27 protein-coding genes are annotated in these 25,788 nt (G+C 62.4%); 22 read left to right on the top strand and 5 right to left on the bottom strand.

Features of this window, described 5'->3' with window-relative positions:
- Nucleotides 1-13: 13 nt before the first annotated feature.
- The 3 genes from FHU29_RS15830 to FHU29_RS15820 form a co-directional block, all read right to left on the bottom strand.
- Nucleotides 14-844 carry a GAF domain-containing protein gene (locus FHU29_RS15830; protein ID WP_064441481.1) on the bottom strand — a complete coding sequence of 277 codons (831 nt, stop codon included), beginning with the start codon at nucleotides 842-844 and terminating at the stop codon, nucleotides 14-16.
- Nucleotides 813-1,640: a GAF and ANTAR domain-containing protein gene (locus FHU29_RS15825; protein ID WP_064441482.1), complete on the bottom strand. Its 828-nt coding sequence runs from the start codon at nucleotides 1,638-1,640 to the stop codon at nucleotides 813-815. The genes FHU29_RS15830 and FHU29_RS15825 overlap by 32 nt, the downstream gene beginning before the upstream one ends.
- Before the next feature lie 108 nt (nucleotides 1,641-1,748).
- A complete protein-coding gene (locus tag FHU29_RS15820) occupies nucleotides 1,749-2,711 on the bottom strand; it encodes a LacI family DNA-binding transcriptional regulator (RefSeq protein WP_064441483.1) in 963 nt (320 codons plus the stop codon).
- Between the two features lie 152 nt (nucleotides 2,712-2,863).
- On the opposite strand from FHU29_RS15820, the gene FHU29_RS15815 reads away from it, so the two are divergent.
- From FHU29_RS15815 to FHU29_RS15795, 5 genes are all read left to right on the top strand, one after another.
- Entirely contained in the window at nucleotides 2,864-5,362 is a 2,499-nt protein-coding gene (locus FHU29_RS15815; protein ID WP_064441484.1) for a beta-glucosidase family protein, read from the top strand.
- A gap of 14 nt (nucleotides 5,363-5,376) precedes the next feature.
- On the top strand, nucleotides 5,377-6,732 hold the full coding sequence (locus FHU29_RS15810; protein ID WP_064441485.1) for an HNH endonuclease signature motif containing protein: 1,356 nt from the start codon (nucleotides 5,377-5,379) through the stop codon (nucleotides 6,730-6,732).
- Nucleotides 6,733-6,851: 119 nt separating this feature from the next.
- Entirely contained in the window at nucleotides 6,852-8,435 is a 1,584-nt protein-coding gene (locus FHU29_RS15805) for a DHA2 family efflux MFS transporter permease subunit (RefSeq protein WP_064441486.1), read from the top strand.
- 14 nt (nucleotides 8,436-8,449) lie between these two features.
- A complete protein-coding gene (locus FHU29_RS15800) occupies nucleotides 8,450-9,076 on the top strand; it encodes a TetR/AcrR family transcriptional regulator (protein ID WP_064441487.1) in 627 nt (208 codons plus the stop codon).
- 34 nt (nucleotides 9,077-9,110) lie between these two features.
- Complete coding sequence (locus FHU29_RS15795) at nucleotides 9,111-9,683, top strand: DUF2567 domain-containing protein (protein WP_064441488.1); 573 nt, start codon at nucleotides 9,111-9,113, stop codon at nucleotides 9,681-9,683.
- Here the strand turns inward: FHU29_RS15795 and FHU29_RS15790 are convergent.
- Nucleotides 9,585-10,298 (bottom strand): NUDIX hydrolase, encoded by a 714-nt coding sequence (locus FHU29_RS15790; RefSeq protein ID WP_064441561.1) that lies wholly within the window; start codon nucleotides 10,296-10,298, stop codon nucleotides 9,585-9,587. The two genes, FHU29_RS15795 and FHU29_RS15790, sit on opposite strands and share 99 nt — an antisense overlap.
- Nucleotides 10,299-10,410: 112 nt before the next feature.
- On the opposite strand from FHU29_RS15790, the gene nadA reads away from it, so the two are divergent.
- The 6 genes from nadA (at nucleotide 10,411) to FHU29_RS15760 (ending at nucleotide 17,409) form a co-directional block, all read left to right on the top strand.
- The gene (gene nadA, locus FHU29_RS15785) at nucleotides 10,411-11,472 is read left to right on the top strand and encodes a quinolinate synthase NadA (RefSeq protein ID WP_064441489.1); all 1,062 of its coding nucleotides are present in this window, start codon (nucleotides 10,411-10,413) and stop codon (nucleotides 11,470-11,472) included.
- Nucleotides 11,472-13,049: an L-aspartate oxidase gene (locus tag FHU29_RS15780; RefSeq protein WP_064441490.1), complete on the top strand. Its 1,578-nt coding sequence runs from the start codon at nucleotides 11,472-11,474 to the stop codon at nucleotides 13,047-13,049. Before nadA ends, FHU29_RS15780 begins: the two co-directional genes overlap by 1 nt.
- Nucleotides 13,042-13,908 carry a carboxylating nicotinate-nucleotide diphosphorylase gene (nadC, locus tag FHU29_RS15775; RefSeq protein WP_064441491.1) on the top strand — a complete coding sequence of 289 codons (867 nt, stop codon included), beginning with the start codon at nucleotides 13,042-13,044 and terminating at the stop codon, nucleotides 13,906-13,908. The genes FHU29_RS15780 and nadC overlap by 8 nt, the downstream gene beginning before the upstream one ends.
- 112 nt (nucleotides 13,909-14,020) lie before the next feature.
- Complete coding sequence (locus FHU29_RS15770) at nucleotides 14,021-14,500, top strand: limonene-1,2-epoxide hydrolase family protein (RefSeq protein WP_083962442.1); 480 nt, start codon at nucleotides 14,021-14,023, stop codon at nucleotides 14,498-14,500.
- A gap of 151 nt (nucleotides 14,501-14,651) precedes the next feature.
- A complete protein-coding gene (locus FHU29_RS15765; protein ID WP_064441492.1) occupies nucleotides 14,652-16,022 on the top strand; it encodes a S8 family serine peptidase in 1,371 nt (456 codons plus the stop codon).
- A 16-nt stretch (nucleotides 16,023-16,038) separates the two neighbouring features.
- Nucleotides 16,039-17,409 carry a DUF4185 domain-containing protein gene (locus FHU29_RS15760; RefSeq protein ID WP_064441493.1) on the top strand — a complete coding sequence of 457 codons (1,371 nt, stop codon included), beginning with the start codon at nucleotides 16,039-16,041 and terminating at the stop codon, nucleotides 17,407-17,409.
- A 1-nt stretch (nucleotide 17,410) separates the two neighbouring features.
- On the opposite strand, the gene FHU29_RS15755 is transcribed toward FHU29_RS15760, so the two are convergent.
- Nucleotides 17,411-18,175 carry a hypothetical protein gene (locus tag FHU29_RS15755; RefSeq protein WP_064441494.1) on the bottom strand — a complete coding sequence of 255 codons (765 nt, stop codon included), beginning with the start codon at nucleotides 18,173-18,175 and terminating at the stop codon, nucleotides 17,411-17,413.
- Here FHU29_RS15755 and hisD point away from each other — a divergent pair.
- From hisD to FHU29_RS15700, 11 genes are read left to right on the top strand one after another with little or no spacing between them, the layout of a single operon-like run.
- Nucleotides 18,174-19,514, top strand: a complete 1,341-nt coding sequence (gene hisD, locus FHU29_RS15750; protein WP_064441495.1) for a histidinol dehydrogenase — start codon at nucleotides 18,174-18,176, stop codon at nucleotides 19,512-19,514. The genes FHU29_RS15755 and hisD overlap by 2 nt on opposite strands.
- 13 nt (nucleotides 19,515-19,527) lie before the next feature.
- Nucleotides 19,528-20,661, top strand: a complete 1,134-nt coding sequence (locus FHU29_RS15745; RefSeq protein ID WP_064441563.1) for a histidinol-phosphate transaminase — start codon at nucleotides 19,528-19,530, stop codon at nucleotides 20,659-20,661.
- Nucleotides 20,658-21,272, top strand: a complete 615-nt coding sequence (gene hisB / locus FHU29_RS15740) for an imidazoleglycerol-phosphate dehydratase HisB (RefSeq protein WP_064441496.1) — start codon at nucleotides 20,658-20,660, stop codon at nucleotides 21,270-21,272. Before FHU29_RS15745 ends, hisB begins: the two co-directional genes overlap by 4 nt.
- A complete protein-coding gene (locus FHU29_RS15735) occupies nucleotides 21,269-21,430 on the top strand; it encodes a hypothetical protein (RefSeq protein ID WP_183377621.1) in 162 nt (53 codons plus the stop codon). The genes hisB and FHU29_RS15735 overlap by 4 nt, the downstream gene beginning before the upstream one ends.
- A 1-nt stretch (nucleotide 21,431) precedes the next feature.
- Nucleotides 21,432-22,067 carry an imidazole glycerol phosphate synthase subunit HisH gene (hisH, locus tag FHU29_RS15730; RefSeq protein WP_064441497.1) on the top strand — a complete coding sequence of 212 codons (636 nt, stop codon included), beginning with the start codon at nucleotides 21,432-21,434 and terminating at the stop codon, nucleotides 22,065-22,067.
- Complete coding sequence (locus FHU29_RS15725) at nucleotides 22,064-22,321, top strand: hypothetical protein (RefSeq protein WP_064441498.1); 258 nt, start codon at nucleotides 22,064-22,066, stop codon at nucleotides 22,319-22,321. The genes hisH and FHU29_RS15725 overlap by 4 nt, the downstream gene beginning before the upstream one ends.
- 11 nt (nucleotides 22,322-22,332) lie before the next feature.
- Nucleotides 22,333-23,067 carry a bifunctional 1-(5-phosphoribosyl)-5-((5-phosphoribosylamino)methylideneamino)imidazole-4-carboxamide isomerase/phosphoribosylanthranilate isomerase PriA gene (gene priA / locus FHU29_RS15720; protein WP_064441499.1) on the top strand — a complete coding sequence of 245 codons (735 nt, stop codon included), beginning with the start codon at nucleotides 22,333-22,335 and terminating at the stop codon, nucleotides 23,065-23,067.
- A 14-nt stretch (nucleotides 23,068-23,081) separates the two neighbouring features.
- Entirely contained in the window at nucleotides 23,082-23,936 is an 855-nt protein-coding gene (locus FHU29_RS15715; RefSeq protein WP_064441500.1) for an inositol monophosphatase family protein, read from the top strand.
- A gap of 48 nt (nucleotides 23,937-23,984) precedes the next feature.
- The gene (gene hisF, locus FHU29_RS15710) at nucleotides 23,985-24,758 is read left to right on the top strand and encodes an imidazole glycerol phosphate synthase subunit HisF (RefSeq protein WP_064441501.1); all 774 of its coding nucleotides are present in this window, start codon (nucleotides 23,985-23,987) and stop codon (nucleotides 24,756-24,758) included.
- Nucleotides 24,755-25,117 carry a phosphoribosyl-AMP cyclohydrolase gene (gene hisI, locus FHU29_RS15705; RefSeq protein WP_064441502.1) on the top strand — a complete coding sequence of 121 codons (363 nt, stop codon included), beginning with the start codon at nucleotides 24,755-24,757 and terminating at the stop codon, nucleotides 25,115-25,117. Before hisF ends, hisI begins: the two co-directional genes overlap by 4 nt.
- Nucleotides 25,118-25,128: 11 nt before the next feature.
- Nucleotides 25,129-25,788 (top strand): DUF2461 domain-containing protein, encoded by a 660-nt coding sequence (locus FHU29_RS15700; RefSeq protein WP_232323031.1) that lies wholly within the window; start codon nucleotides 25,129-25,131, stop codon nucleotides 25,786-25,788.

Here is a 25,788-nt window from a genome sequence, read left to right as displayed (position 1 = left end):
AGCCACGACGCTGTTAGTCGCGGCCGATAAGTCGAGCGGACGACACATTCGCCGGAGACAGCACTCCAGTTCTCTCGAGATCACCTGGGGACGAGTTGTGCGCGTCAACAATCATCCGCGCCTGAGCGGTGACGGTGAGACCGCGAGCGCGAGCCAGTCTGTTCAGCCGGAGGCGCGCGATGTCGGGCTCCAGCCGCAAGTATTCGGTCAGAATCCCGACCGCAGCAGCAATCGTCGCGCTGCCGCGCAGTACCGAATCGACCGCATCGGAAGTCGACAGGCGGCGGCCGTCGACGGTGCCGCTGGCGAGACCAATCGCGGTCAGATCGGCTAGGATCTGCCCGAAACTGCGGGGCCGTGCATCGCCCCAAGGATCTTCGGTATGCACCACAATTGAGCCCAGAGGCACCCCAAGTGCTGATACCGGAAACGCGCGCATACCGCGCAATCCGGCCGCCGTTGCTCGTTCCCGATACTCGGGCCAGCGTGTGTCATCCGCGTGGGCAAGGTCGTCGACCATCGCGACGGCGCTTTCGCTCGCGCTCATCAGGCCAGGTCCTGAGGTGTGAAAGCGGGGGTCGACAGAGTGGCCCTCGCTCGCTGCCTCTGCGACTATGTGGACAACCCCACGCCCGGGCGCTCGCCTGTCCAGTAGCAGCACGACAACGGTGCTCGCACCGAAGCAAACCCGAGCGTGTTCTGCAACAGAATGCAGCATGGCGGGAAGGTCAAAGTCGTTCGTGAGCGTCGACGTCAGGTCCGCAATGGCAAGCTGCACACGTCCGCCGTCGGTCGCAACTTCGCTGCTCCGGTCAGTTCCAGTCATCATGGCCTCCAGCGTCATCGCGTTCCTCCTGCATCGATAGACGTCGGGCCACGATGTCATCGGCGACATCAGCGATCGATCTGTTGTGGGAGTAAGAATAGGCTCGTATCCTGTCCAGTGCCTCATCGACAGGTACAGCGAGCTGCACCGCTGCCATTCCGGCAGCGAGGTGAATTTTTGTTCGTGAGAATGTGTCCGCCGGGTCGTCGGGGTGCACTCCGAGTGCATCAGCGGCGGACTCTTCACTCCCAGCTTCAGCGACCTGTAGTTCCCAATTAGCTAGAACCGTCCGCCCAATTGCCACAGCGCATGCCGCGGCAGCATCACGCTCCGCTGTCGTCAGTTCGCCGATGGTACGCCGGTAAAGCTCGAGCACCCCGAGCGGCTCTGGTTGTGAGACTGGGAACGCGAAGAGCGCCCGTGCCCCGAGTGAAACGGCATCGTTTGTGAAGGCGGGCCATCGGGCTGCCGCCTCCGCGGAGTCCATGTCGTGCCAGAGTTCTGCACGCTGAATCCGGTACGCGTCCAGGCAGGGGCCTTCTCCGACGGTGAACTGTAGTTCGTCGAGCTCCTGAGCGAGGGCATCGGTGGCATAAACGAGTTCGCGGAGTTTGGTTGTGTTGGTGAGCACCGCAACAGCTGCGCCATCGACCCCCGTGAGACGCATGGCGGTCACACAGATATGGCCGACTCCGGTGAAGAGAGAGGTTTTGTGGGCGGCATCATGCTCGGTTCCGCGCTGTTGGACGATGTGGTCGCTCGAATCGGGCAGGCGTCGCTCGCCGTGTCTGTCGCCAGCTGTGCTCTCGCCCATCTGACTTCCTCTGCATTGGGAACCAGCCGAAGAAAACTATCGTCACCGAAGTCTACCTCTGTAAGGCTCGCCGGGCCCCCATCGCTAGCCCATCGTTGCCGTAGCCGCCTAGGTCGAATCCCGTTCGATCACTCGGACAATGTCGTTTTGATGAGGCGAAGGACTGCCGGTCGGCCGACCGGCGAGGATGGCGAGCACGGACTCCGCGATCGCACGACTTTGCACCTCGACGCCAGTCGTTACTGTCGTCAGGGGCGGGTTCGCGTAACGCGCGACCGGGATATCGTCCACCCCAATGACTGCCAGATCGCCAGGCACTCTCAGCCCGTTTCGTCGCGCGCCGTCGAGAAGCGCAAACGCGATTTCATCGTTGTAACCGCATAGTCCTGTGACCGGCTCATCTAGTGCTCGCCACTGAGAGATGACGTGCGCCGCGTTGTCGTCCCCGATGGTCGCGACGACAGGCGATGTCAGGCCAAGCTCGACACAGGCGCGGCGCGCGCCACGCAGTCGCGGCGCAGCGAAACTTTCGAGGCGCTCGTCGGCGGGGTAGGCGTATCCGAGCCGGACATGGCCGCGCTCCGTGAGGTGCTGAACTTGCCGCCACCCGAACAACTCTTGAGCAGGGGCGAGTACGGTGAGAACCTCGATACCAGCCGTCCTGATCGTGTTCACTTCGCCGTCGCTGAGCGCGTCGCAGACAATGATCGCCGCGGGGGTTATCGCGGTCCACAGTTCCCGGAATGGCGTGCTGCCCGGGAGCTTCTGATAGGTCAGCAGCGTCAGTCGGTGCGCGGCGAGTTCCGCGGTCAACGTGCTGATGAGAGTCCCGATCACCGGCCCGATGGGCCACTCCGGGAGCATGAACAAGACGACATCACTGCGGCCCCTGCGCAGCGTGCGAGCCGCCGCGGACGGCGAGTAGCCGAGCTTTCTAGCCGCTATCAAAACTCGCTGACGCGTTTCGTCTGGGATGGACTGCCCAGGTGTGTCGTTTAAGACGTAACTGACGGTCGCTCGTGAGACGCCAGCCTCCCGCGCTACATCGACGCTCGTTGCCCGTGGACGCACGCCGTGAGCTTACACGTGTTTGTCCACGATTTGGCCATTGCGTCACGGTTGGATCTCGACGTAGACTGTCGCTGACACGTGTAAGCGATGCTGACACTGTCGAGAGTTGAGATAGCGGCGGATACCCGGTGGAATTAAGGAAACAGGTAAGAATGTCTTTCACAGCTGGCACTGAGGTAATGGAGAGCGCCCAAATTGAGCAAGAATTGCGGCTGAGGTTGCAGAAGCTCACGCTCGAAAGCAAAGTGCGGCTCCTCACCGGCGCCGACTTCTGGTCCTTGCATCCAGAGCCGAAGATCGGTCTGCGGCGACTGGTCGTTTCCGACGGTCCAGCCGGGGTACGTGGCGAATCCCTCGATGAGCGCAACCCGTCCGCCAACGTGCCGTCTCCAACAGCACTTGCAGCAACCTGGGACGTCGCGCGGCTCGAAGTGATCGGCAAGCTGATCGCCTCGGAGTGCCGTCGGAAGGGCGTGGATGTGCTGCTTGCTCCGACCGTCAACCTCCACCGAACCCCGTACGGTGGACGGCACTTCGAGTGCTACAGCGAAGACCCCTATCTGACGGCGCAGATCGGGGCCGCGTATGTGCGCGGTGTTCAGTCCGAGGGTGTCGGTGCGACGGTGAAACATTTCGTTGCCAACGACTCTGAGACCGAACGTTTCACCTACGACGCGGAGATCGGGGAGCGGGCTCTTCGTGAACTCTATCTCGCCCCCTTTGAGACGATTGTTCGCGAGGCCAAGGCATGGGCGGTCATGGCTGCCTACAACAGCGTCGCCGGGAAGACGATGACCGAATCGCCGATGCTGCGCGAGATCCTCAAGGGCGAATGGGGCTTTGACGGTCTCGTGATGTCTGACTGGTTCGCGGGCCGTTCGCTCGATGCTGCCGAAGAAGGCCTGCTCGACCTCGTCATGCCTGGTCCGCATGGGCCGTGGGGTGAGGCTCTCGTTGAGGCTGTCCGAAACGGATCCGTCCCCGAATTAGCAGTTGATGAGAAGGCGCTACGCATTCTGCGGGTGGCGGCCAGAGTTGGTGCGCTCGAGCGAATCGCGCCCGTCGCCCAGGCCAGGATTGTCGACGACGCCGAGATCGCGAGCACTCTTCGGGCAACCGCATCGGAAGGCATGGTGCTACTCCATAATTCCAAGGGAACACTGCCGCTCGTGAAATCAGATTTGAGAGCAGTTGCGGTGGTCGGCCCGAACGCGGCCACCGCGCGCACCCTTGGCGGAGGCAGCGCGACCGTGGCACCGCCCTACGTTGTTTCGCCGCTCGACGGCATCCGCAATGCTCTAGATGCTGTTGTGCGAATCGAGCACCGGCCGGGCGGGGCAGTGACCTCTCGCGTGCCCAACGCCAGGATCGAGCAACTCACTGCTCCGGACGGCACGAGGAACGCGGTGGAGGTCCGGTTCATGGACCGGGATAACCATCTGCTTGCGTCCGAGGTCCGGCACGCCACCCACCTCATGTGGCAGGACACCGCGGCAGGTGCCCCCCTCACCGACGTCGATTCGATCGAGTTCACCGCTGTCTACGAAGCGGCGGAATCTGGTACCTATCAGATCGGTGGCTCCGGCATCGGCCGTTTCATCCTGGAACTCGATGGCGTGGAGGCTTTCAGTGAGATGGTCAGCCTTCCGTCAGGCGCCGATATGGTTGAGGTCCTCGCCCGCCCGCCACAGGCTCTCGCCACGGTCGACCTCAGCGAAGGGCAGCGAGTGTCGCTCAAGCTTCGCGTTGAACTCACTGCGGGAGATTTCTCCTTCGGCGACGATGACCTGCCTGTGATGCCGGTCATCCAGATCAACGCAGGGCGGATCACCGATGTTGATGCCGAGATCGAGGCGGCCGTGGAAGCCGCACGGAACGCCGATGTCGCAATAGTCGTGGTCGGCACGACGGATGAGGTCGAAAGCGAAGGCTTCGATCGCACATCGCTATCGCTACCAGGCCGACAGGATGAACTCGTGCGCCGTGTAGCGGGAGTGAACTCGCAAACCGTGGTCGTCGTGAATGCCGGTGCCCCCGTGCTGCTCCCGTGGGCCGATGACGTCGCGGCAGTGCTGCTGGCATGGTTCCCGGGCCAGGAGGCGGGCAACGCGATCGCCGATGTACTTTTCGGTGCTGTTGAACCGTGTGGCCGCCTCCCTGTGAGCTGGCCTGCAAATGAAGAGGGCCACCCCGCGTGTACTCCGGAGAACGGTGTACTGCGCTACAGCGAAGGGCTGCACATCGGCTACCGCGGCTACGAAAGGGAGGGCCGCATTCCGAGGTACCCCTTCGGATTCGGCCTCGGATACACCGAGTGGGCGTACGACGAGATGTCCGTTGACGAACGTTGCGCGTATGTCCGTGTTCGCAACGCGGGCGCGCGTGCGGGACGTGAGGTTGTCCAGGTCTACGCTTCGCGCCCGGACGGACAGGTTGAGCGTCCGCCGCGCTGGCTGGTCGGTTTCGCGGTCGTCGACGCTGCGGCGGGTGAGACGAAAGAGGTTGCGGTGCAACTCGCTCCGCGCGCATTTGAGCATTGGGACACCGATGCCGGCCGTTGGTCAGTTGAGCCGGGCACCTTTGTTCTTCACGCGGGACGTTCCGTCGCTGATTTGCGCTTGAAGGCGGATTTGAGCGTTCTTCTGCCTTGACAATTATCGAACTCATGTTCGATAATTGTGTGGTGCTCGGGGGAGACATAGGGGAGGACTTGTTCCGCGTCGCGGACGCGGAACTGGTGGCGCGACTGCGTGCCGCGGAGGTGGCGCAGCGGCGTTTGCAGGCAGCGCAGGCTCTGATCACGGCTGAGATCGTTGCGCGTGGCGTGATGGGAACCTACGGCTATGCAGACGCCGCTGGGTTGCTGCGAGACGTCTTGAACGTCGACGCCAAAGATGCGCGGCAGCGTGCCCGGCGAGCCGAAATGATTTGTGCGACCGCCGGAATCGATGGGTCAGTCGTGCCTGCGACGCTTCCGGCGGCTGGATCCGCGCTGCGCGAAGGCGAAATCTCGGCCGCGCATGTCGACGTGATCGATCACGTACTCAGCCTGTTTCCACCTGCAGCGGAGCGAGTGCTGCGTGAGGAGGGTGAACGAATCCTTACGGAGCTGGCGCGTACCAACAGCCCGGCAGTGGTGCGCAGAGCAGGACGGGAAATCCTTGACCGCCTCGATCCGGATGGTAAAGAACCCGACACAGAAAAACTGACGCAACCGCGCCGAGAACTGCACCTTGCCTGGAGTGCCAAAGGTGACCGGCTGCGGTTGTCCGGTTATCTGGACAAAGAGTCAGGCGTGCGGCTCGAAACTCTCCTCTCGCCATTGGCGAAGCCCCGGCCCGCCGATGACGCTACGCCCGACCTGCGCAGCGTCAGTGAGCGCTGTGGCGACGGACTCGCCGAGCTGCTGGAATACACGGAACGGGCAGGGCAACTGCCCGGTCAGGGCGGGGAGCCGCCGCGCTGCACCATCACTATGACGATCGATCAATTGCTGGGGCACGACGATAGCCCGGTGAAATTGAACGACCACCGTGCGATTTCCGCAGCTGAGGCCCGGCGGCTCGCGTGTGACGCCAAGATCGTCCCTGCCATGCTCGGAGGTGCGAGTGAGGTGCTCGACCTTGGGCGCGCAGTGCGTACCGCGAGCCTCGCCCAACGGTGTGCATTGTACTTGCGAGACAAAGGCTGTGTTTTCCCAGGATGTGACCGCCCGCCGCAGTGGACACAGGCGCACCACATCAAAGAATGGTGTGAGCAGTCCGGCCCCACTGACCTAGCGAACCTGTGCCTGTTGTGCAGCTACCACCATCGGCTCATTCACCACAGTGACTGGACTATCCGCATGGGTGCTGACGGGCAGCCAGACATTATTCCGCCCGCGTGGCTCGACCCCGAGCAGCGCGCCAGGCGCAACACCTACCACCAGGCGTGCCGCGCCCCGGCTCGCCTGAGAACGCGAGACACGCGAAAGCGTCCCAAGCACGGTGCCAGACACGGCGCTCAGCCCAGCGCGCCGTAAGGGGTCAGGCGGAGGTTGAGCAGAGCAGCAGGAGAGGAAAAGAATACGATACCGTTTCGTTTCGTAACGTAGTACGATAGTCACGTACCTTCCCATCGCTGCAAGTAAAGGCGGGCCGCGTGGCTACAACCCTCCCGACACCGGCGCCAGACACTGACTTCGAAGACGCCGGGCACCCACGGCGGTGGCTGATCCTCGGTGTCCTCGTGCTCAGCCTGATCGTCGTCGTGCTCGACAACACCGTGCTGAACGTGGCGATGAAGACGCTTGCCGATCCCAACGACGGCATTGGAGCCACTCAGAGTCAACTCGCGTGGCTCATCAACTCCTACACGCTGGTCTTCGCAGGCCTGCTCTTCGCGTTCGGAGTCATCGGTGACCGCATCGGCCGCAAACGCATGCTGCTGATCGGTTTGGTTATCTTTGGTGTGGCCTCGCTGCTGTCCGCCTATGCCGTATCCCCCGAGAATCTGCTGCTCTACCGTGCGATCAAAGGTGTTGGCGCAGCGGCGATGATGCCGGCCACGCTCGCGCTGGTGCGCGCGGCCTTCTCGCATAAGGAGTTCCCGAAAGCGCTTGGTGTGTGGACCGGCGCGGTGGGTATCGGCAGTGCTCTCGGACCGATCGTCGGAGGAGCGCTGTTGGAGCGGTTCTGGTGGGGATCTGTCTTTCTGATCAACGTGCCCATCGTCATTTTCAGCATGATCATGATCGTGTTCTTCGCTCCCGAGTCGAAAGGTGTGCAGGGCAAACCCGACCTTGTCGGAATGGGCCTGTCCGTCGCCGGGCTCGTCTCGCTCACGTACGGCATCATCAACGCAGGCAACGCGGGATCCTGGTCAGGTGTCGGCGTGATCGTCCCCATCGTGGCTGGCCTGATCATTCTTGCGGCGTTCGTCGTGTGGGAGCGGCGAATTCCGCACGCATCACTCGACATGTCGCTGTTCACGAACCCGCGATTCTCGGCGTCGGCAGCAATTATCGCCCTCACGTTCTTCGGCATGATGGGGCTGTTCTTCTTCATGACGTTCTACCTGCAGATCGTCAAAGGGTTCACGCCGCTGCAAGCGGGTCTGCTGTTCCTGCCGACCGGTGTTGCCCTGCTGATCTTCTCGCCACTCTCCAACGCAATGGTGAACCGGTTCGGGCCCCGTGTAGTCGGCGTCGGCGCGCTGCTCCTGATCATTGGTTCGTTCTTCGTCGTGACGATGCTCGACGCGGACACTCCGGTAGGAGTCCTCATCGCGCTGTTCTTCGTGCAGGGCACCGGAATGGCGCACCTTATGCCGCCCGCGATGAACACCCTCATGTCGTCGGTCCCGCGTGAGAAAGCTGGTGTCGGATCCGCACTCGGGAACACGTTGCGCCAAGTCGGCGGGTCGTTCGGTGTCGCGGTGCTCGGCACCGTCATGGCTCAGGGATATCGCTCGCGCATCGAGGAAGGGGCGCCGGAGCTCCCCGACGCTGCACGCGAGTCAATCGCGGCCACGTTCGGACTAGTCGAACAGGGTGGAGCCCCAGCAGGTGTCATGGACGCCGCCAGCGAAGCGTTCATTGGCGCAATGCACACCACCGCCTACAGTGCGATCGGGGCGGCGGTCGTCGGCCTTATCGTTGTCATTTTGTTCTTCCCGACGAAACGGCAAACCAATGAGGCGCCGACACCCACACGGGCGCCAGGTCCCGCAATGTCCAGGGCTTGAGGGAAGATGTAAGCGTGACGCAAGAACCTGGCGACGTAGACCTTGCGCGGGACTGCGCAAGCCCCGCAGCGCGAGGCCGGCCCCGCAGTGAAGCTGCGAGCCAGGCGATCCTCAGCGCTGTGCTTGAGCTAATTGCGGCGCACGGCTCGATCAGCGATGTCAGCGTCGATGCAGTAGCCGAGCGCTCGGGCGTGTCCAAAGCGACGATATACCGGAGGTGGTCAACCAAAGAAGAACTCGTCGCCACAGCTGTCGACAGCATCAAGTCCACGCCGGACTTCCCGCTTCCTCACACCTCGGTACGGGACGATCTCCTTGCCCTCGGTCGCAACGTCCGCACCAGTTTCACCGACAAAGAGCGGAAAGTCCTGAAGTGCATGATGTTCGAGTCGACAGCGAATCCTGACTTCAAGCGTCACCACGACCGCTTCATTGAGCGCCGCCGGTCCTTCATCAAGGAAGTGTTCCGCCTTGGCGTTGAACGCGGAGAACTGCGCGACGACATCGACCTCGATCTTGCTGTCGCCATGTTCATGAGCCCACTGCTCACGATCATCGTGTACCAGAACTATCCCGACCTGCACACTGAAGGGATTGTTGAACGGGTCGTCGACAACTTGTTGCGAGGGCTCGGACGCTGATCGGTTAAGTTAACCATTCGCGTACCGTGAACGTGTGCTGGTGATCCTTGCGGTGTGTGTAGTGGCGGGCGTGGTTGCGGCCGGGGTGTGGGCGCTGCTCGCACCTCCAGCGAGATACGTCATCACTGATCAAGGGCAGGCGCTGCTTCCCGGTGACAATCTGCACCTGTTCGATTCACTGGCGATATTTGTGGGCGTGACCGCGGTTGCGGGAGCGATCTGCGGCGCAGCGGTGTGGGTGATGCGGCGGCGGCGCGGCCCGGCAGCGGTTTTGATGCTCGTTGGCGGCTCCGGGTTGGGGTCGGGTATCGCAGCTCTACTCGGCGGCGCTTTAGCTGAGCTGCGAGTACCTGATCCGTTTGATGACTCTGGCGTGGCGATCGTCTCGCTGCCACCAGAAGTGACAGCATGGCAGGCGCTGATCTTTCAGCCGCTTGTTGCGGTGTTTGTCTACTTCATCGCTGCTGGGGTTAGTTCGGACCCCGATCTGGGAGTCTCGGGAGGGAGGTCACCCGGGGGGACGCAGGGCGGCGAACTCATCGGTGACCCGGTACCGGGAGTCGGCGAATCGGTATACCGCGGCGGGACGCCCACCGGAACGCCCTGACGGTGCTGTAGAGCCGGTCGGCGTAATGACGCCCCGGCGGCCAAGTACGCGTTGCAGGTTCGTCGCATCAACGTGATAGCCCAGCGCAGCGCTGTAGATGGACTTTAACGTTGAGATGGTGAACTGTTCCGGCGCGAGCGCAAAGCCGATGTTTGTGTAGGACAGCTTCGCGGCGAGACGGCTATGCGCATAGTCGACCACAGTTCGGTGGTCGAAGGCCATTTCCGGCAGTGCTGTGACGGGATGCCAGGTGGTGTCAGACGGCAGCTCTGGTTCGGCAGGGGAGGGTACGAGTCCGAGGAATGTCGACGCGATGGTGCGGCGCCCAGGGACGCGGTGGGGGTCGCTGAACACGGACAGTTGTTCGAGGTGCGCAAGTTCGCGGACATCGACCTTTTCCGCGAGCTGGCGGCGCGCGGAGGTCGGCAGGTCCTCGTCAGAACGAAGTTTTCCACCGGGCAGCGACCACATGCCGACCATGGGTGCCATGGCGCGTTCCCACAGTAAAACGCACAGTTCAGCACCATTGTGATGTTTCGGATCGTCATGGCCGCCCAGGTGCCGTACTTGGAACACGGCTACCAGGACTTCGTGAACGGTGCTACCATTGACAATCACGTTTTCGATTCTAAGTCGAAAACCTGGGATGGTCGAATCGAAACCCCGGCCAGGCCATGGCAAACACCGGGAAACCTCCGGTGGTGTCTGATTGTGAGGAGATACGGTCATGACGACCGCGACAACAGCAGCGCCGTTTCTGACGGAGACGACCCTTGAACTGCTCGGCCAGGTCGAGGACGGCCCCGGCGGCTTCGGCGGGGTCACTGGGGGGCCGGAGTGGGCCCAAGAAGTGCGGAGGCTCGCGCGTGAACGCAACGCGACGATCCTTGCGCACAATTACCAGCTGCCCGAAATCCAGGATGTTGCCGACCACGTCGGCGACTCGCTGGCGCTGTCCCGAATTGCTGCTGACGCTCCGGAGAGCACCATTGTGTTCTGCGGCGTGCATTTCATGGCCGAAACCGCGAAGATCCTTTCGCCAGAGAAGACGGTGCTGATACCGGATCAGCGCGCTGGTTGCTCGCTTGCTGATTCCATCAGTGCGGACGAGCTCCGCGAATGGAAAGACGAGCACCCCGGAGCCGTTGTGGTGTCGTACGTCAACACCACTGCGGAGGTGAAGGCGCTGACAGACATCTGCTGCACCTCATCGAATGCGGTAGACGTCGTCGCATCGATCGAGCCTGATCGCGACATTCTTTTCCTGCCAGACCAGTTCCTCGGGGCTCACGTCAAGCGTGTCACCGGACGGAAGAACCTGCACATATGGGCCGGAGAATGCCACGTCCACGCAGGCATCAACGGCGATGAGCTCGCCGACCAGGCACGCTCGCACCCCGACGCTGACCTCTTCGTGCACCCCGAGTGTGGCTGTGCGACATCGGCGCTGTACCTAGCTGGCGAAGGAGCGGTGCCCGAAGATCGCGTGAAGATCCTGTCCACGGGTGGCATGCTCGACGCCGCCCGGTCGACGGGGGCTCGCCAGGTTCTCGTTGCCACCGAGGTCGGAATGCTGCACCAGCTGCGCCGAGCGGCACCGGACATCGACTTTCAGGCGGTCAACGATCGAGCTTCATGCAAGTACATGAAGATGATCACCCCGGCCGCGCTGCTGCGCAGCCTTGTCCAGAATGCGGACGAGGTCCATGTCGATGCCGAAACCGCAGCGAAGGCACGGCAGTCGGTGCAGCGCATGATTTCGATCGGTAGTTCCGGCGGCGGTGAGTGATGAGCCCCCGATCAGGGGGAACTCGCCGCGAGTGGGAACGTCACGCTGATGTCGTCATCGTGGGAGCTGGCATCGCTGGTCTGACGGCAGCTCTGCGGGCACACGCGCGTGGTCTGAAAGTCATCGTGGTCCGTAAAGCGTCACACGGGGATACGGCCACGGCGCTCGCGCAGGGGGGCGTGGCTGTCGTCGACGGCTCAGTGCCCAGCGATAGCGTGCCGCAGCACTTCGGCGACACCGTCGCGGCAGGTGGGGGACTCGTCGATGGCCATGCGGCGACCGTCATCCTGACCGAAGGAGCGGAGGCGATCTGGCGACTTCGTGCTCGCGGCGCCCACTTCGACGAGGGGCCCGATGGGTTGTTGCGGACCCGCGAAGGTGGCCACTCCGAGCGTCGCATCATTCATGCCGGGGGTGATGCGACAGGAGCAGAGATCCAGCGTGCGCTGGAGCATGCATCCCGCCGTTTGACGGTTCTCGACCACCACAACGTCGTTGCTATCGGTGTAGCGGCCGGTGAGGTCACTGGCGTGTCCGTCGTCGATACGACTGGCGCGCGGGGGCTCATCCACGCGCCGGCGGTGGTCCTCGCGACGGGCGGCATCGGTCAGCTGTATTCGGTCACCACGAACCCCGGCGCGGCAACCGCTGACGGAATCGCGCTGGCGCTTCGCGCAGGAGCGACGGTCACGGACGTCGAGTTCATTCAGTTCCATCCGACGATGCTGTACTCACCGACCGGCTCCGGCACCCGCCCGCTGATCAGCGAAGCGGTTCGTGGCGAAGGGGGACGGCTCGTCGACATCGACGGTCGGGCAATCACTGACGGCGACCCGCGCGGTGACTTAGCGCCACGTGATGTTGTGGCCCGGGCCATCGCCTCACGTATGCGGGAAATCGGTGCCGCGCATGTCTATCTTGATGCACGCAGAATAGATCGTTTTGCGCAGCGATTCCCGACGATTGCCATGTTGTGTGCGCGGGAAGGGATTGACCCGCAATCTGACTTGATCCCGGTCGCTCCGGGAGCTCATTACCACTGCGGCGGAGTAATGACGGATGTCAATGGGGCATCGAGCATTCCAGGTCTATACGCGGTAGGAGAGGCGGCACGCACGGGGCTCCACGGCGCCAATCGCCTCGCTTCCAATAGTCTCCTCGAAGCGGTCGTAGTGGGGGAACGCGTCGGCGAGGCCGTAGTAAGTCGAGTCAGCCGAGGTCCTAGGTCACGGACGGAAGCCGAATGGTCTGAACCCGCCGGTCCGGTCCTGCCGCGAGTTGTCTTGCAGCGCATGATGAGTCAGCATGCCGGCGTTGTCCGCGATGAAACGGGCCTTTCCTCTGCAGCGAGTACGCTCGCCAATGCCGCGGCGGCGCAGGGGATATACGAAGATCAGAACCTGCATCTCACTGCTTCGGCCATTGTCGCGGCCGCCCGGTGGCGGCGTGAAACACGCGGCAGCCATACGCGTCTCGACTTCCCTTACACGGACCCAGAATGCGCACGCAGCATCCCCATCTCACTGCGAGACGGAACGATCTCGCTCGACTCCCTGGAGGTCGCAGCTCGTGTGTGAAGCCCTCACTGAAGCGGAACTCACCGAGGCTCTCCGTGTCGTGCGCATCGCTCTCGACGAAGACCTTCGCTACGGTCCAGACGTCACAACTCTCGCGACGGTGAGCGAAGACGCGATCACCGAAGCGCAGGTGGTCTCCCGAGTTGACGGCACTATCGCTGGGATTGGCGTTGCCAGCCTCGTGCTAGACGAAGTGTTAGGAGCGGACGGTTACGCTCTCCTCAGCGCGGTCGAGGACGGAGCGCGTGTTACCCCGGGGGACGTGGTGCTTTCAGTGAAAGCTCCTACACGCGGGCTCCTTACCGCAGAACGCACATTGCTGAATCTCCTGTGTCATCTTTCCGGCATCGCCAGCGAAACCGCTCGGTGGGTAGATGAAGTTTCCGGGACTGGCGCGCAAATCCGGGATACCCGCAAGACGCTGCCCGGGCTGCGTGTGCTGCAGAAGTATGCGGTGCGCGTCGGCGGCGGCGTGAACCACCGCATGGCACTCGGCGATGCCGCACTGATAAAAGACAACCATGTGGCCGCCGCCGGATCTGTCGTCGCTGCTCTAACAGCCGTACGCACACAGTTCCCCGGGGTCCCGTGTGAGGTCGAAGTGGACTCGCTTGAGCAGCTGAACGAGGTGCTCGCGGCTGGAGCGGAACTGGTCCTCCTCGACAACTTCCCAGTCTGGCAAACCCAGATTGCTGTGCAGCGACGTGATCGAATAGCGCCCTCAACGCGCTTGGAGTCATCTGGCGGGCTGAGTATCGAGGTGGCACGTGAGTACGCCGCGACGGGCGTCGACTACCTTGCTGTCGGCGCGCTCACACACTCGGTGACCGTGATGGACCTGGGGCTCGACATACCGTGACTGCTCACTGCGAGAAGTGGCTCCACAGCGTTGGTATCGGTCGTCACATTTTCGTCGTATTCCCTGCTGCGCGCTTGAACCGCGCTATGTCGGCGGCGTACTTTCCGGAGGTATGACGGAAACTTCGCAAACAACCCACCTGGCACAGGTGACATCATCGGCGCTCGCGGTGCCCGGTGACCCCTTTGATGTTGTTCGCGAATTCGTGGCGGCGCTGCAGGAAGGCGACATCGAGATCTGTCTGTCGCACCTCCATGAGGACGTCGTATTCCACCCGGCGCCGCTCCCGCCCGTACATGGCAAGGCCGCGGTCGCGCGTCAGCTTCAACTGCTGCGGCTGCTCGCGAGGCGCATTTCCATACAGACGCACAACATCGCGGCCAATGGGGGAGTCGTGCTCACGGAGCGCACCCACACAATTGAGCTTGGGCCGATTCCCGTCGACTTCTGGACCTGGGGGACTTTCGAGCTCGTCGACGGGAAGATCGCGTTGTGGCGGGAGCGGTTCGACATCGCGGAACTATCCTTCGCGGCGGCCCGCGGAATCGCGCAGGCTGCCACGGCACTGCAAATTGAGTCACGCCGCGGTTAACTGAAGCCGCCAATACGGTCACAACTCCCAGACGCGGGCGTAACCGAGCCGTCCTCCTGAGTGTCCACTCATACGCTGAGACTTCGCGCGCTGCCCTCAACGGGGCGATCGGTGCGCGCTTGTCGTTGTGCTCAATTGTGGAGGCTACTCAATGCGCCGAACCCTGCTCGGAGCGCTTTCAGCATCAGTTTTACTTGGTGGATTAGCGCTGATCGGCGCTCCGATGGCGGCAGCAGACCAGAACGACGCATACATCGTGGTGTTCAACGAGCAGGTCAACACCCACGCTAAGACGGTCGCAGTCGAACGTGCCTACGGAATCAGCAGTAACCGCAACTACAGTCACGCGATCCGCGGATTCTCCGCCCGCATGCCCTCCGCGGTCCGAGATCGACTAGCACAGGACCCGGACGTCGCTTTCATCGCTCAAGACCGCGCTGTTGCCGCACACATCGCGAGTGTCCCCATCTCAAATGGTGAATCAGTGCCCACCGGCGTCAGGCGAATTGAAGCCGCCACTGCAACAACAGTCAGCCCAGCCAGCGATGCCGCAGTCGCGGTCATCGATACGGGAATAGACCTGCAGAACCCGGACCTCAATGCAGTGGCAGGCACCGACTGCACGGCTAGCGGCGGCACCTCGCAAGACGCGAACGGGCATGGAACGCACGTTGCCGGCATTATCGGTGCGCGCAATTCCGGCTCCGACACTGTCGGGGTTGCACCAAACACCCGCCTGTATTCAGTCAAAGTCCTCGACAGCGCCGGTGTCGGCACAATTTCGCAGCTGATCTGCGGCATCGACTGGGTGACCGCGAACGCCGAAAATCTCGGAATCAAGGTCGCGAATGTGAGCCTCGGGACGACCGGAAGTAACGACAACAACTGCGGCAGAACCAATAACGATCCACTGCACCTCGCGATCTGCAGGTCCACCGAGCGCGGCACCACCTACGTCGTATCGGCAGGGAACGACCGGACCTCGATTTCAGGAGCGATCCCTGCTGCCTACCCGGAAGTGCTGACAGTGACAGCGATGTCAGACAGCGATGGCCGTCCAGGCGGGACCGGAGGCCGACCCTCCTGCGATTCCGCTGAGTCAGACGACACCGCAGCGACATTCACGAATTTCGCGAGGACTTCGGGCGCGATCGCCCACACGATCGCTGCGCCTGGCGTGTGTATCTCATCGACACGGGTCGGCGGCGGCGTCACCACACTATCTGGCAGTTCAATGGCCGCCCCGCACGTCACAGGGGTCGTGGCGCTTTGCCTCGGCAGCGGGGGTGTGCCCGGTCCATGTAGTGGTCTCCTACCCGCGCAGATTGGCCAGACGGTCCGCAGTCACGCCGCGACGCGTCCGGCGAGCTACGGATTCACTGGAGACCCACGGAACTCTCCTGGAAGCAACTATTACGGCTACCTCGTCCATACGGACGTCGCGCCTTCTCCCACGACTGACCCTGAACCCACGCCGGAACCTGAGCCCTGCCGTCCCATGGGCAGCCTCGGTGGCTGCTAGATAACGAGGAGTCCGCATGAGATCCCTTTCCACCCAATCGCTCTGGCTGGCCGCGGCTGTGGTAGCCGGCGGGGTTGTCGTCCCGGCTGCCATGCCGGCGACGGCTAGCGCAGCGCCATGCTCAGGCGTCACGGCCTCGTCCACCGAATCCGACGAAGCTGAAGTGGAGGGAACTCCGCTGGGGCGTAAGCCGATTACGGCAGATGGCCCGGTTGGAAGTGAACCGCAAGATGAATTGTTCAGCGCCCAATCTGCTTCGCCAGCTTCGCTTGTCGGGATGCTGACCGGTCCGCGCAGCGATAACGCGACAGTCGAACGGTTCGGCATCTCGGGTACTGATCTTGGGATCATGTGGGACAACGGGGAGAGCGGTGCCGAACGCCAGGTCCTCATTGCCTACGGTGACACCTTCGGCGACTGTTCCCTCCCCGGCAATGAGTGGCGGTACAACACTCTGATGCGCTCGGGCGACACCACGCTGTCGGATGGGATGTCCGTCCCGGACCCCTTGACAGAAGAAGATGCCGACTACCTCCAGGGTGGCTCACCGGTCACTGTCGATAGGCCGAACTTCTCCAAACAGATCATCGATAGCCTGGAGTTGGCACCGACCGAGATCACTGTGATCCCCACCGCCGGAATCTCCGTGGGTACGACGCAGTACATCAACTTCATGTCGGTCCGGCAGTGGGGCACCCCAGGCCAGTGGACAACGAACTTCTCGGCGATCGCTGTGTCCGAAGACAATGGCGAGACTTGGGAAGTCGATCCAGGAACGATCCGGTTCAATCAGAACAGCGGGATCTCGGGCGCCACCGTTATTCCGGGTAACCAGAACTTTCAGATGACGGCATACGTCAAACGCGACGGATACGTCTACACCTTTGGGACACCTTCGGGTCGCAGCGGTGCGGCACGCGTCGCCCGCGTCCTCGAGGAGGACATCCTCGAACTGCAGAAGTACGACTACTGGAACGGTTCATCGTGGGTGAGGGCTGATCCAGGGGCAGCGCGCAACGTGATCAGTGCGCCCGTCAGTGAAATGTCGGTTCAATGGAACGACTACCTCGGCAAATACATCGCGATGTATACAAACGGCGTAGGCAGTGTCGTTATGCGCACCGCCAGTCAGCCGCAAGGACCGTGGAGTAGTGCACAGACGATCATGACGGCGATAGCATGGCCGGGCGGGCTTTACGCCCCCTACATCCACCCGTGGTCATCGGGCAACCAGCTGTACTTCACGGTGTCACGCTGGTCCGATTACAACGTTCTGTTCATGCGCACGACCCTGAGTCAGGATCCACCATCCGGTGGTGGTGGTTCTCTGAGCGGTCCGTCGGCGCAGAACTTGGACTCTGGAAGCCTCCAGTCCTTCCCGTTCTGACTCAGGGCGCCGTCGGAGCCGCCGCACGTAACGTGGCGGCTCCGGCCGCGAACAGCCAGAGTGGCCCAGCGAGAAGAATGGCGTATCCCGCTGGTGCGGGCACGATCCCGAACAACGCTGCAACCGCCGTGAGACCTGATAAGGCCGCTGTCGCGCCCAGCGCCACCAGCCAGCGCTGCACCTGCGAATTCCATGCTCCGGACAGGCTGAGGAGCATGGGGGTGAGTGAAAGCAGTAGTACGGTGGCCGTCCAGTCGCCACGCGAGGCAGCCCATCCGATTACCTCCGCGACCTCGCGGGAACCGTTGGGTGCGGCAACGTTGATAAGTGCGAGCATAGTGAGGTAAGTGGGCAGCGCGACCGAAGCTCCTATTATCCCGGAGGCGGTGCCCAGCCACCCCGCGAGCGAGCGCGTGTAGACAGCGAGTGAAGCCGCTGCGGCCACGATCAGTAGCGACGCGATCATCCACAAGAACAACGTCACGACGAGCAGGTGATTATCTACCGCCGCGTCGAAGTACGCGGCCATATCTCCCGAGTTCACCGCAGTTTCAAGATCTGCGTCCGCGAGGGCATAAAGCACCATGCCCGCGGTGATGATCGTGCCGGCAAGAAGACTTGATACTCCAGCAATTCGCGTGACCAGTTCGCTGCGGTTTCTCATGTTGAGGACGACGTTACAGGTCTCCGCGAGATCAGCTTCGTGTGCGAAGACCGTGGCGCCGTATCCTGGTGATGAACGAATACCATCAGGAAGGACCTGCATGTCTCCCCGTGCCGATCTCGGTCGCCTCGATTTGCGTGACCGAACACCGACTACTGCTGAGCTGCGCGCGTCACTGCCGCGTGGCGGAGTCGATGTGGACTCGGTGCTGCATCATGTCCGGCCAGTGGTGGAGGCCGTGCGCGACCGCGGTGCAGAAGCAGCACTGGAATTCGGTGAGAAGTTTGATCGCGTCCGTCCAGACCGGATTCGCGTACCCGCCGAGGAGTTGGATAAATCACTGACGGGTCTCGACCCTCGTGTGCGTGAGGCGCTGGAGGTCGCAATCGATCGAGCACGGACAGTTCACCGCGATCAGCGACGCACTGATACCGCCACAGAGGTAGTTCCCGGTGGCACAGTGACGGAGCGATGGATCGCGGTTGACCGGGTCGGTTTGTACGTGCCTGGCGGGAATGCCGTGTACCCGTCCAGCGTCGTGATGAACGTTGTGCCTGCACAGGAAGCCGGGGTCGGGTCGCTCGTCGTGACGTCACCGCCGCAAGCCGAGTTCGGTGGCCTGCCGCATCCGACAATTCTTGCGGCGGCGGCTCTGCTGGGCGTGGATGAGGTGTGGGCCGTCGGCGGTGCGCAGGCGGTGGCGCTGCTGACCTATGGTGGCACCGATTGTGATGGTGCTGAATTGGAGCCGGTCGACATGATCACCGGGCCCGGCAATATCTACGTGACGGCCGCAAAACGGTTGTGCCGCAGTCTCGTTGGGATTGATGCCGAGGCTGGGCCAACTGAGATTGCGATCCTCGCTGACGACACGGCCGACCCTAAGCACGTCGCAGCGGATCTGATCAGTCAGGCGGAACACGACGTTCTCGCCGCGAGTGTCCTTGTGACGACGAGCGAAGAACTCGCGGATGCCGTCGACAGGGCAGTTGCCGAGCAGCTGCACACGACGAAGCATCAGGAGCGAGTAGCCACCGCGCTTAGTGGAAAGCAGTCCGGAATTGTGCTCGTGTCAACGATCGACGACGGTGTCAGGGTCGTGAACGCATACGCAGCCGAGCATCTCGAGATTCAGACACGTGACGCGGCTGCGATCGCAGGCAGGATCCGCGCAGCAGGAGCGATCTTCGTCGGGCCGCACTCCCCGGTGAGCCTGGGAGACTATTGCGCGGGATCGAACCATGTGCTGCCAACTGCCGGCTGTGCGCGCCACTCGTCCGGACTCTCGGTTCAGACTTTCCTCAAGGGCGTCCATGTCATCGAATACAGCGAGGACGCGCTGCGTGACGTTGCTCGCCACGTGATTGCCCTCGCAAACGCGGAGGATCTTCCCGCGCACGGTGACGCAGTGCGCGCACGCTTCCCTGACAGTCCCAGCTAACGAAGGTTTCACGGTGGCAACAACCGAATCACCCGGCGGACAGATCGGGCTTGCTGATCTGCCGCTTCGCGAGAACCTGCGCGGAAAGAAGCCCTACGGTGCCCCGCAGTTGTCCGTCCCAGTGCAATTGAACACGAACGAGAATCCGCATCCGCCCTCGGCAGCGCTTGTCGCTGATGTGGCTGAAGCCGTACGGGATGCCGCGGCGTCGCTGCATCGCTACCCTGACCGTGACGCGGTGGCGCTGCGGGCGGAACTAGCCGCGTATGTGACGCGTCAGACCGGTGTGCCAGTTACGACCGACAACCTGTGGGCTGCGAACGGATCGAATGAGATTTTGCAGCAACTGCTGCAGGCTTTCGGTGGTCCGGGTCGTAACGCCATGGGGTTCACCCCGTCGTATTCGATGCATCCGATCATCTCGACGGGAACGCAGACGACGTGGGTTGATTCGCCGCGCCGCGCGGATTTCTCCCTTGACATCGACGCGGCGGTCGCGGAGATCCGCGCCCACGAGCCGGACGTGACGTTTGTGACGAGCCCGAACAACCCAACCGGTCACAGCATCCCGATAGAAGACTTGAAGGTGCTACTTGCTGCAGCACCGGGGATCGTCGTCGTCGATGAAGCGTACGGCGAATTTTCTGATGCACCGAGTGCTGTGGGCCTCATCAGCGAATTCCCGAGCAAACTCGTTGTCAGCCGGACGATGAGCAAAGCTTTCGCCTTCGCTGGAGGCAGACTCGGTTATCTGGTTGCCGCACCTGCGGTGATTGACGCGATGCTGCTCGTCCGTCTGCCGTACCACCTATCTGTGGTGACGCAAGCAGCCGCTCGGGCAGCGCTCCGGCACGCGGACGAAACCCTGGGAAGCGTGGCTGAATTGGCGCGACAGCGTGACCGGGTTGCGCAGAAAATGTCAGAGCTGGGGTTTACCGTTATCCCCAGCGACGCGAACTTTCTCCTGTTCGGTACGTTCGCTGATCAATCGGTGACGTGGCAGCACTACCTTGATCAGGGAGTGCTGATCCGGGATGTTGGCATCGCGGGTTACCTGCGTGCAACGATCGGACTTGCAGCGGAGAACGACGTGTTCCTTGAGGTCAGCGAGCGTCTTGCAGCGACCGAACTGGAGGGAGAGGCATGACCCCGCGGACAGCGCGTGTCGAACGCACGACGCGTGAATCCAGCATCACTGTCGAAATCAACTTGGACGGCACCGGGCAGGTTGATGTGGCGACAGGTGTTCCGTTCTTCGATCACATGCTGACTGCTCTCGGTGTCCACGGGAGTTTTGACCTGACGGTGCAGGCTCAGGGCGACATCGAGATCGAGGCACACCACACGGTTGAAGACACCGCGATCGTGCTGGGACAGGCGTTCGGGCAGGCGCTTGGCGACAAGAAGGGCATTCGCCGATTCGCCGATTCGTATATCCCGATGGATGAAACCTTGGCCCAGGCGATCGTGGATGTGTCGGGCCGGCCGTACTGCGTCCACACTGGTGAACCGGAACACATGCTCACCACGATCATCGGTGGTTATCCAGGTACGCCTTACGCGACCGTCATCAACCGGCACGTGTTTGAGTCGTTCGCCCTCAACGCACGTATCGCACTCCATGTTCGCGTGCTCTACGGCCGCGATCCACACCACATCACTGAAGCAGAGTTCAAGGCAGTTGCGCGGGCGCTGCGTGCTGCCGTCGAGCCGGATCCACGCGTGGGCGGCATCCCTTCCACGAAAGGTGCGCTGTGAGCTCTGCGCTGATGTACCTGCTTTTTATGGCGGCAGGTTTCTTGATCGGCGGCGCGATCGCCTTGTGGAAGATCAACCGGTTTATTTCTGGTGTACTGGCGGCGCTCGCGGTCTTCTGTGGCGCAGGTGCCGTACTGCGGTTGATGGAGGTGGTCTGAAGTGAACGCGCCCAAGGTAGCCATCCTGGATTACGGGTCGGGCAACCTCCGGTCGGCGCAGCGTGCGGTCGAACGCGTTGGCGCTGACACGATCGTCACTGCCGACCCGCAGGCCGCTCTCGAGGCAGATGGCCTCGTTGTGCCGGGTGTGGGTGCTTTCGCTGCGTGTATGGAAGGTCTGCGCGCGGTGAAGGGGGACACGATCATCGGTCGCCGTCTGGCAGGAGGCCGGCCAGTGCTGGGCATCTGCGTTGGCATGCAGATCTTGTTCGAGCGTGGCGTTGAGTTCGGCGTCGAGGCGACCGGATGTGGCGAATGGCCTGGCACAGTTGAGCGGCTGAACGCCGCGGTGTTACCGCACATGGGGTGGAATACCGTCCAAGCCCCTGAGGACAGTCTGCTTTTCCGGGGTATCGATCCCAGTACGCGGTTCTACTTCGTGCATACCTACGCGGCGCAGCAGTGGGAAATGGAGCCGTCCGACATCCTCGCTCCGCCCAAGCTGACGTGGGGCGACTATGGCGGGAGGTTTCTGGCCGCAGTAGAAAACGGGCCGTTGTCCGCGACTCAGTTTCATCCAGAGAAATCGGGGGACGCGGGAGCGCACTTGCTGGAGAATTGGGTGAGGTCGGTGTGAACAAACACAAAGGTTCACGGATTTCGTACGGACGTCTGGCGCTTTTCTCGTTAGGCGCTGGCGCTGGCATGATTCTCCTCGCCACCCTCCTCATTCTTGTGTTACAGCCACAACCCGTGCTCGGACTAGTCATCGCGCTTGCCGGGCTAGCTGCAGCTGTGGCAGCGATGGGTGTGGTATCGACCCGCATGACACGGCGTGCGGTGGAAGAAATGGACAACGACAGTTCGCGTGAACGCGAACTCAACGACTAGGGTTATCGCACGTGAGTCTCGTTCTATTGCCCGCTGTAGATGTCGCGGATGGTCAGGCTGTTCGCCTTGTACAAGGAGAAGCGGGCAGCGAAACAAGTTATGGTTCGCCGCGCGAGGCCGCTTTGCAGTGGCAAAACGACGGTGCGGAATGGATACACCTCGTTGATCTAGACGCCGCATTCGGTCGCGGATCCAATCGTGAGCTTCTCGCGGGGGTAGTTGGTGAACTCGATGTCAAAGTCGAGCTATCTGGCGGCATCCGTGACGACGATTCACTTGCCGCTGCGCTCGCGACTGGTTGTGCACGCGTGAACCTGGGTACCGCTGCCCTGGAAGACCCCGAATGGTGCCGGAAGGTTGTCTCCGAGCACGGCGAGAAGATCGCGGTGGGGCTGGACGTGCGGATCATCGACGGTGCGCATCGCCTGCGCGGGCGTGGCTGGGTGAGTGACGGGGGTGACCTCTGGGAGGTCCTCGAACGGCTAAACCGTGACGGCTGCACCCGCTATGTCGTGACTGACGTTACTAAAGACGGCACTTTGACCGGGCCGAACATCGAGCTGCTCCGCCAGGTGTGCGAAGCGACGGAAGCGCCGGTCATCGCTTCTGGAGGCGTTTCCACCATTGACGATCTCCGCGCGATCGCGACCCTCACGGAAGCCGGCGTGGAAGGGTCGATTGTCGGAAAAGCGCTTTACGCGGGCCGTTTTACGTTGCCGGAAGCGCTCCGCGCGGTATCGAAGTAGGTACCGTGCCGCCCGTGGGATCACTGTCGCAATCGCAGCTAGAAGGGCTGGTACGGCTCGCCGCGGAGATTCTCGACGCAGCGTCAGTCCGGTTCCGCGAAGGAATTGGGGCGCCAAGTGCGGTCAACAAGGGCGGGCGTGACTTCGCGACAGCCCTGGACCTCGAACTTGAAGAGCAGATCGGTGGCGAACTGCGGAAGCGCACTGGGATCCCAGTCCTCGGTGAGGAGTTCGGCCACGGAGAAAACTCTGCGGAGGGATTCCCTCCGGGCCTCCTGTGGGTACTCGACCCGATCGATGGCACGCTGAACTACTCGGCTGGCTTGCCTATGGCAGGTATCTTGCTTGCTCTTCTGGACAACCGCGAACCGGTGGCGGGCCTCACCTGGCTGCCAATGCTCAACGAGAAGTTCGTCGCTCTGAGCACGGGTTGCCTGCTCCGCAATGGCAAAGACCAGCCGCGGCTGGAACGAGTGGATGTTCGCGAGTCGATCATCGCGCTCGGTTCTTTCAACCTCGACAGCGCAGGCGTATATCCCGGCGAGTATCGCCAGGAAGTGATCGGCGAGATCAGCCGCGTGTGCTCTAGGTTGCGCCTCCAGGGCTGTACAGGCGCTGATCTCGCCTATACCGCGGCTGGTTCACTCGGAGCGGCGATCAGCTTCGGGCACCATGTATGGGATCACGCAGCTGGTGCCGCGCTCGTACGAGCAGCGGGCGGAATTGTGACCGACTTACACGGCAACCCGTGGGAAGCGGGATCACCGTCCCTGCTCGCGGCCGCTCCAGGAGTGCACGAGCAACTCATTGCGATCATCCGGTCAGTCAACGCGCGCACGGGGTTCACGCAGGAGGCGCTCGATGAATGATGGTGCCAAGTTCAGCAATCGCCAGAAGTGGGAGAAAGGGGTCAGCCGATGACACTCGCTGTGCGCGTCATTCCGTGTCTCGACGTGGATGCTGGACGAGTCGTCAAAGGCGTCAACTTTGAGAACCTGCGCGATGCGGGTGACCCCGTCGCACTGGCTGCCCTTTACGACGAGCAGGGGGCGGACGAGCTCACTTTCCTTGACGTCACCGCCTCGACAGGCGATCGTGCCACGATGATCGACGTGGTCCGCCGAACAGCGGAGCAAGTCTTCATACCCCTCACAGTGGGCGGTGGGGTGCGATCTGTTGACGACGTGGACCGGCTCCTGCGTGCCGGGGCCGACAAAGTGAGCGTCAACACGGCCGCGATTGCACGGCCAGACCTCCTGCGGGAACTCTCGACCCGGTTCGGTTCTCAGTGCATCGTTCTCTCCGTCGATGCGCGCACCGTGCCCGACGGGCAGCCTGATACGCCGTCCGGGTGGGAAGTGACCACTCATGGCGGGAAGCGGGGCACTGGAATCGACGCAGTCGAATGGGCAATCCGGGGTGCGGAACTTGGGGTCGGTGAGATTCTGCTCAATTCGATGGACGCGGACGGCACCAAGGCCGGGTTTGATCTTCCGATGATCCGGGCAGTCCGAGCCGCGGTTGGCATCCCTGTCATTGCGAGCGGCGGCGCCGGAAAAATTGACCACTTCGCGCCAGCAATCAAGGCGGGAGCCGACGCAGTTTTGGCTGCCAGCGTGTTCCACTTCAAGGACCTCACGATTCCGGAAGTCAAGGCCGCGATGAGGGCAGAAGGAATTGAAGTGCGATGACTGAAGCCGCATTGCCAGATGGAATTTCGAAGCGCCTGAAACGCAACAGTGACGGGCTCGTCGCTGCAGTCGTCCAGGAGCGCGCGACCGGAAACGTCTTGATGGTGGCATGGATGGATGACCGTGCACTCGCCCAGACCCTCGCGACGCGGAAAGCCACGTATTACTCCCGCAGCCGCCAGGAGTACTGGGTGAAAGGCGAGACGTCGGGCCACACCCAGCATGTCCACGAGGTACGCATCGACTGTGACGGTGACACGGTGCTGCTACTGGTGGATCAGAAAGGTGCGGCCTGCCATACGGGGACTCATACGTGCTTCGATACGGAAGAGCGCGTCCTATTGAAGTCCGAACTCTAGCGGAGTCGGCAATGACGGAAAAGGCGATGAACTCGGCGCCGAAGTTCGGTGGCTTTCCAGTGTCCGCGCTGGACTTTTACGAGGACTTAGAGGACGACAACTCGAAAGCCTTCTGGGCGTCGCACAAGGCTATCTATGACGCTGACGTCCGTGCCCCGATGGTGGCGCTCCTTGCTGAGCTGGAACCGGAGTTCGGGGCGGGCAAGATTTTCCGCCCGTATCGCGACGTCCGGTTCTCGAAAAACAAGGCACCTTATAAGACGCATCAGGGGGCCTATGTGGCCGCAGCTCCAAGCGTCGGCTGGTACGTGCAAATCGACGCCTCGGGACTATTCGTCGCCGGTGGCTTCTACGGGGGAACGTCCGAACAGGTTTCGGCGCTGCGCAAAACTCTGGACGACGACAAGCGCGGACGCGATCTGGAGAACGCGGTGACCGCGGTGCTGGGGCAAGACTACGAAATCGGCGGGGACAAGCTGAAAACACGCCCACGTGGCGTGCCTGAAGACCATCCTCGGCTGGACTTGATGCGTCACAAATCACTGACCGTAAGCCGCGCCTACGTCTCACCTGATTGGCTGACAACGACGCGCACCCTCGACATGGTGCGTGAAGACTGGCGCGCGTTTCAGCCGCTGATTGATGGACTCGTCGCGGCTACCGCCACCTGA

Origin of the sequence: Hoyosella altamirensis, assembly GCF_014191505.1 — a bacterium.
GTDB lineage: Bacteria > Actinomycetota > Actinomycetes > Mycobacteriales > Mycobacteriaceae > Hoyosella > Hoyosella altamirensis.
The sequence above is the reverse complement of the archived record's forward strand: the minus strand, read 5'-3'. Positions and strand labels throughout refer to the sequence as shown.

Coding starts and splice junctions, on each gene's coding strand:
- FHU29_RS15830 (WP_064441481.1), bottom strand. CDS start 844: ATGACGCTGGAGGCCATGATGACTGGAACTGACCGGAGCAGCGAAGTT.
- FHU29_RS15825 (WP_064441482.1), bottom strand. CDS start 1,640: ATGGGCGAGAGCACAGCTGGCGACAGACACGGCGAGCGACGCCTGCCC.
- FHU29_RS15815 (WP_064441484.1), top strand. CDS start 2,864: ATGTCTTTCACAGCTGGCACTGAGGTAATGGAGAGCGCCCAAATTGAG.
- FHU29_RS15810 (WP_064441485.1), top strand. CDS start 5,377: ATGTTCGATAATTGTGTGGTGCTCGGGGGAGACATAGGGGAGGACTTG.
- nadA (WP_064441489.1), top strand. CDS start 10,411: ATGACGACCGCGACAACAGCAGCGCCGTTTCTGACGGAGACGACCCTT.
- FHU29_RS15780 (WP_064441490.1), top strand. CDS start 11,472: ATGAGCCCCCGATCAGGGGGAACTCGCCGCGAGTGGGAACGTCACGCT.
- FHU29_RS15770 (WP_083962442.1), top strand. CDS start 14,021: ATGACGGAAACTTCGCAAACAACCCACCTGGCACAGGTGACATCATCG.
- FHU29_RS15765 (WP_064441492.1), top strand. CDS start 14,652: ATGCGCCGAACCCTGCTCGGAGCGCTTTCAGCATCAGTTTTACTTGGT.
- FHU29_RS15760 (WP_064441493.1), top strand. CDS start 16,039: ATGAGATCCCTTTCCACCCAATCGCTCTGGCTGGCCGCGGCTGTGGTA.
- hisD (WP_064441495.1), top strand. CDS start 18,174: ATGTCTCCCCGTGCCGATCTCGGTCGCCTCGATTTGCGTGACCGAACA.
- FHU29_RS15755 (WP_064441494.1), bottom strand. CDS start 18,175: ATGCAGGTCCTTCCTGATGGTATTCGTTCATCACCAGGATACGGCGCC.
- hisB (WP_064441496.1), top strand. CDS start 20,658: ATGACCCCGCGGACAGCGCGTGTCGAACGCACGACGCGTGAATCCAGC.
- hisF (WP_064441501.1), top strand. CDS start 23,985: ATGACACTCGCTGTGCGCGTCATTCCGTGTCTCGACGTGGATGCTGGA.
- hisI (WP_064441502.1), top strand. CDS start 24,755: ATGACTGAAGCCGCATTGCCAGATGGAATTTCGAAGCGCCTGAAACGC.
- FHU29_RS15700 (WP_232323031.1), top strand. CDS start 25,129: ATGACGGAAAAGGCGATGAACTCGGCGCCGAAGTTCGGTGGCTTTCCA.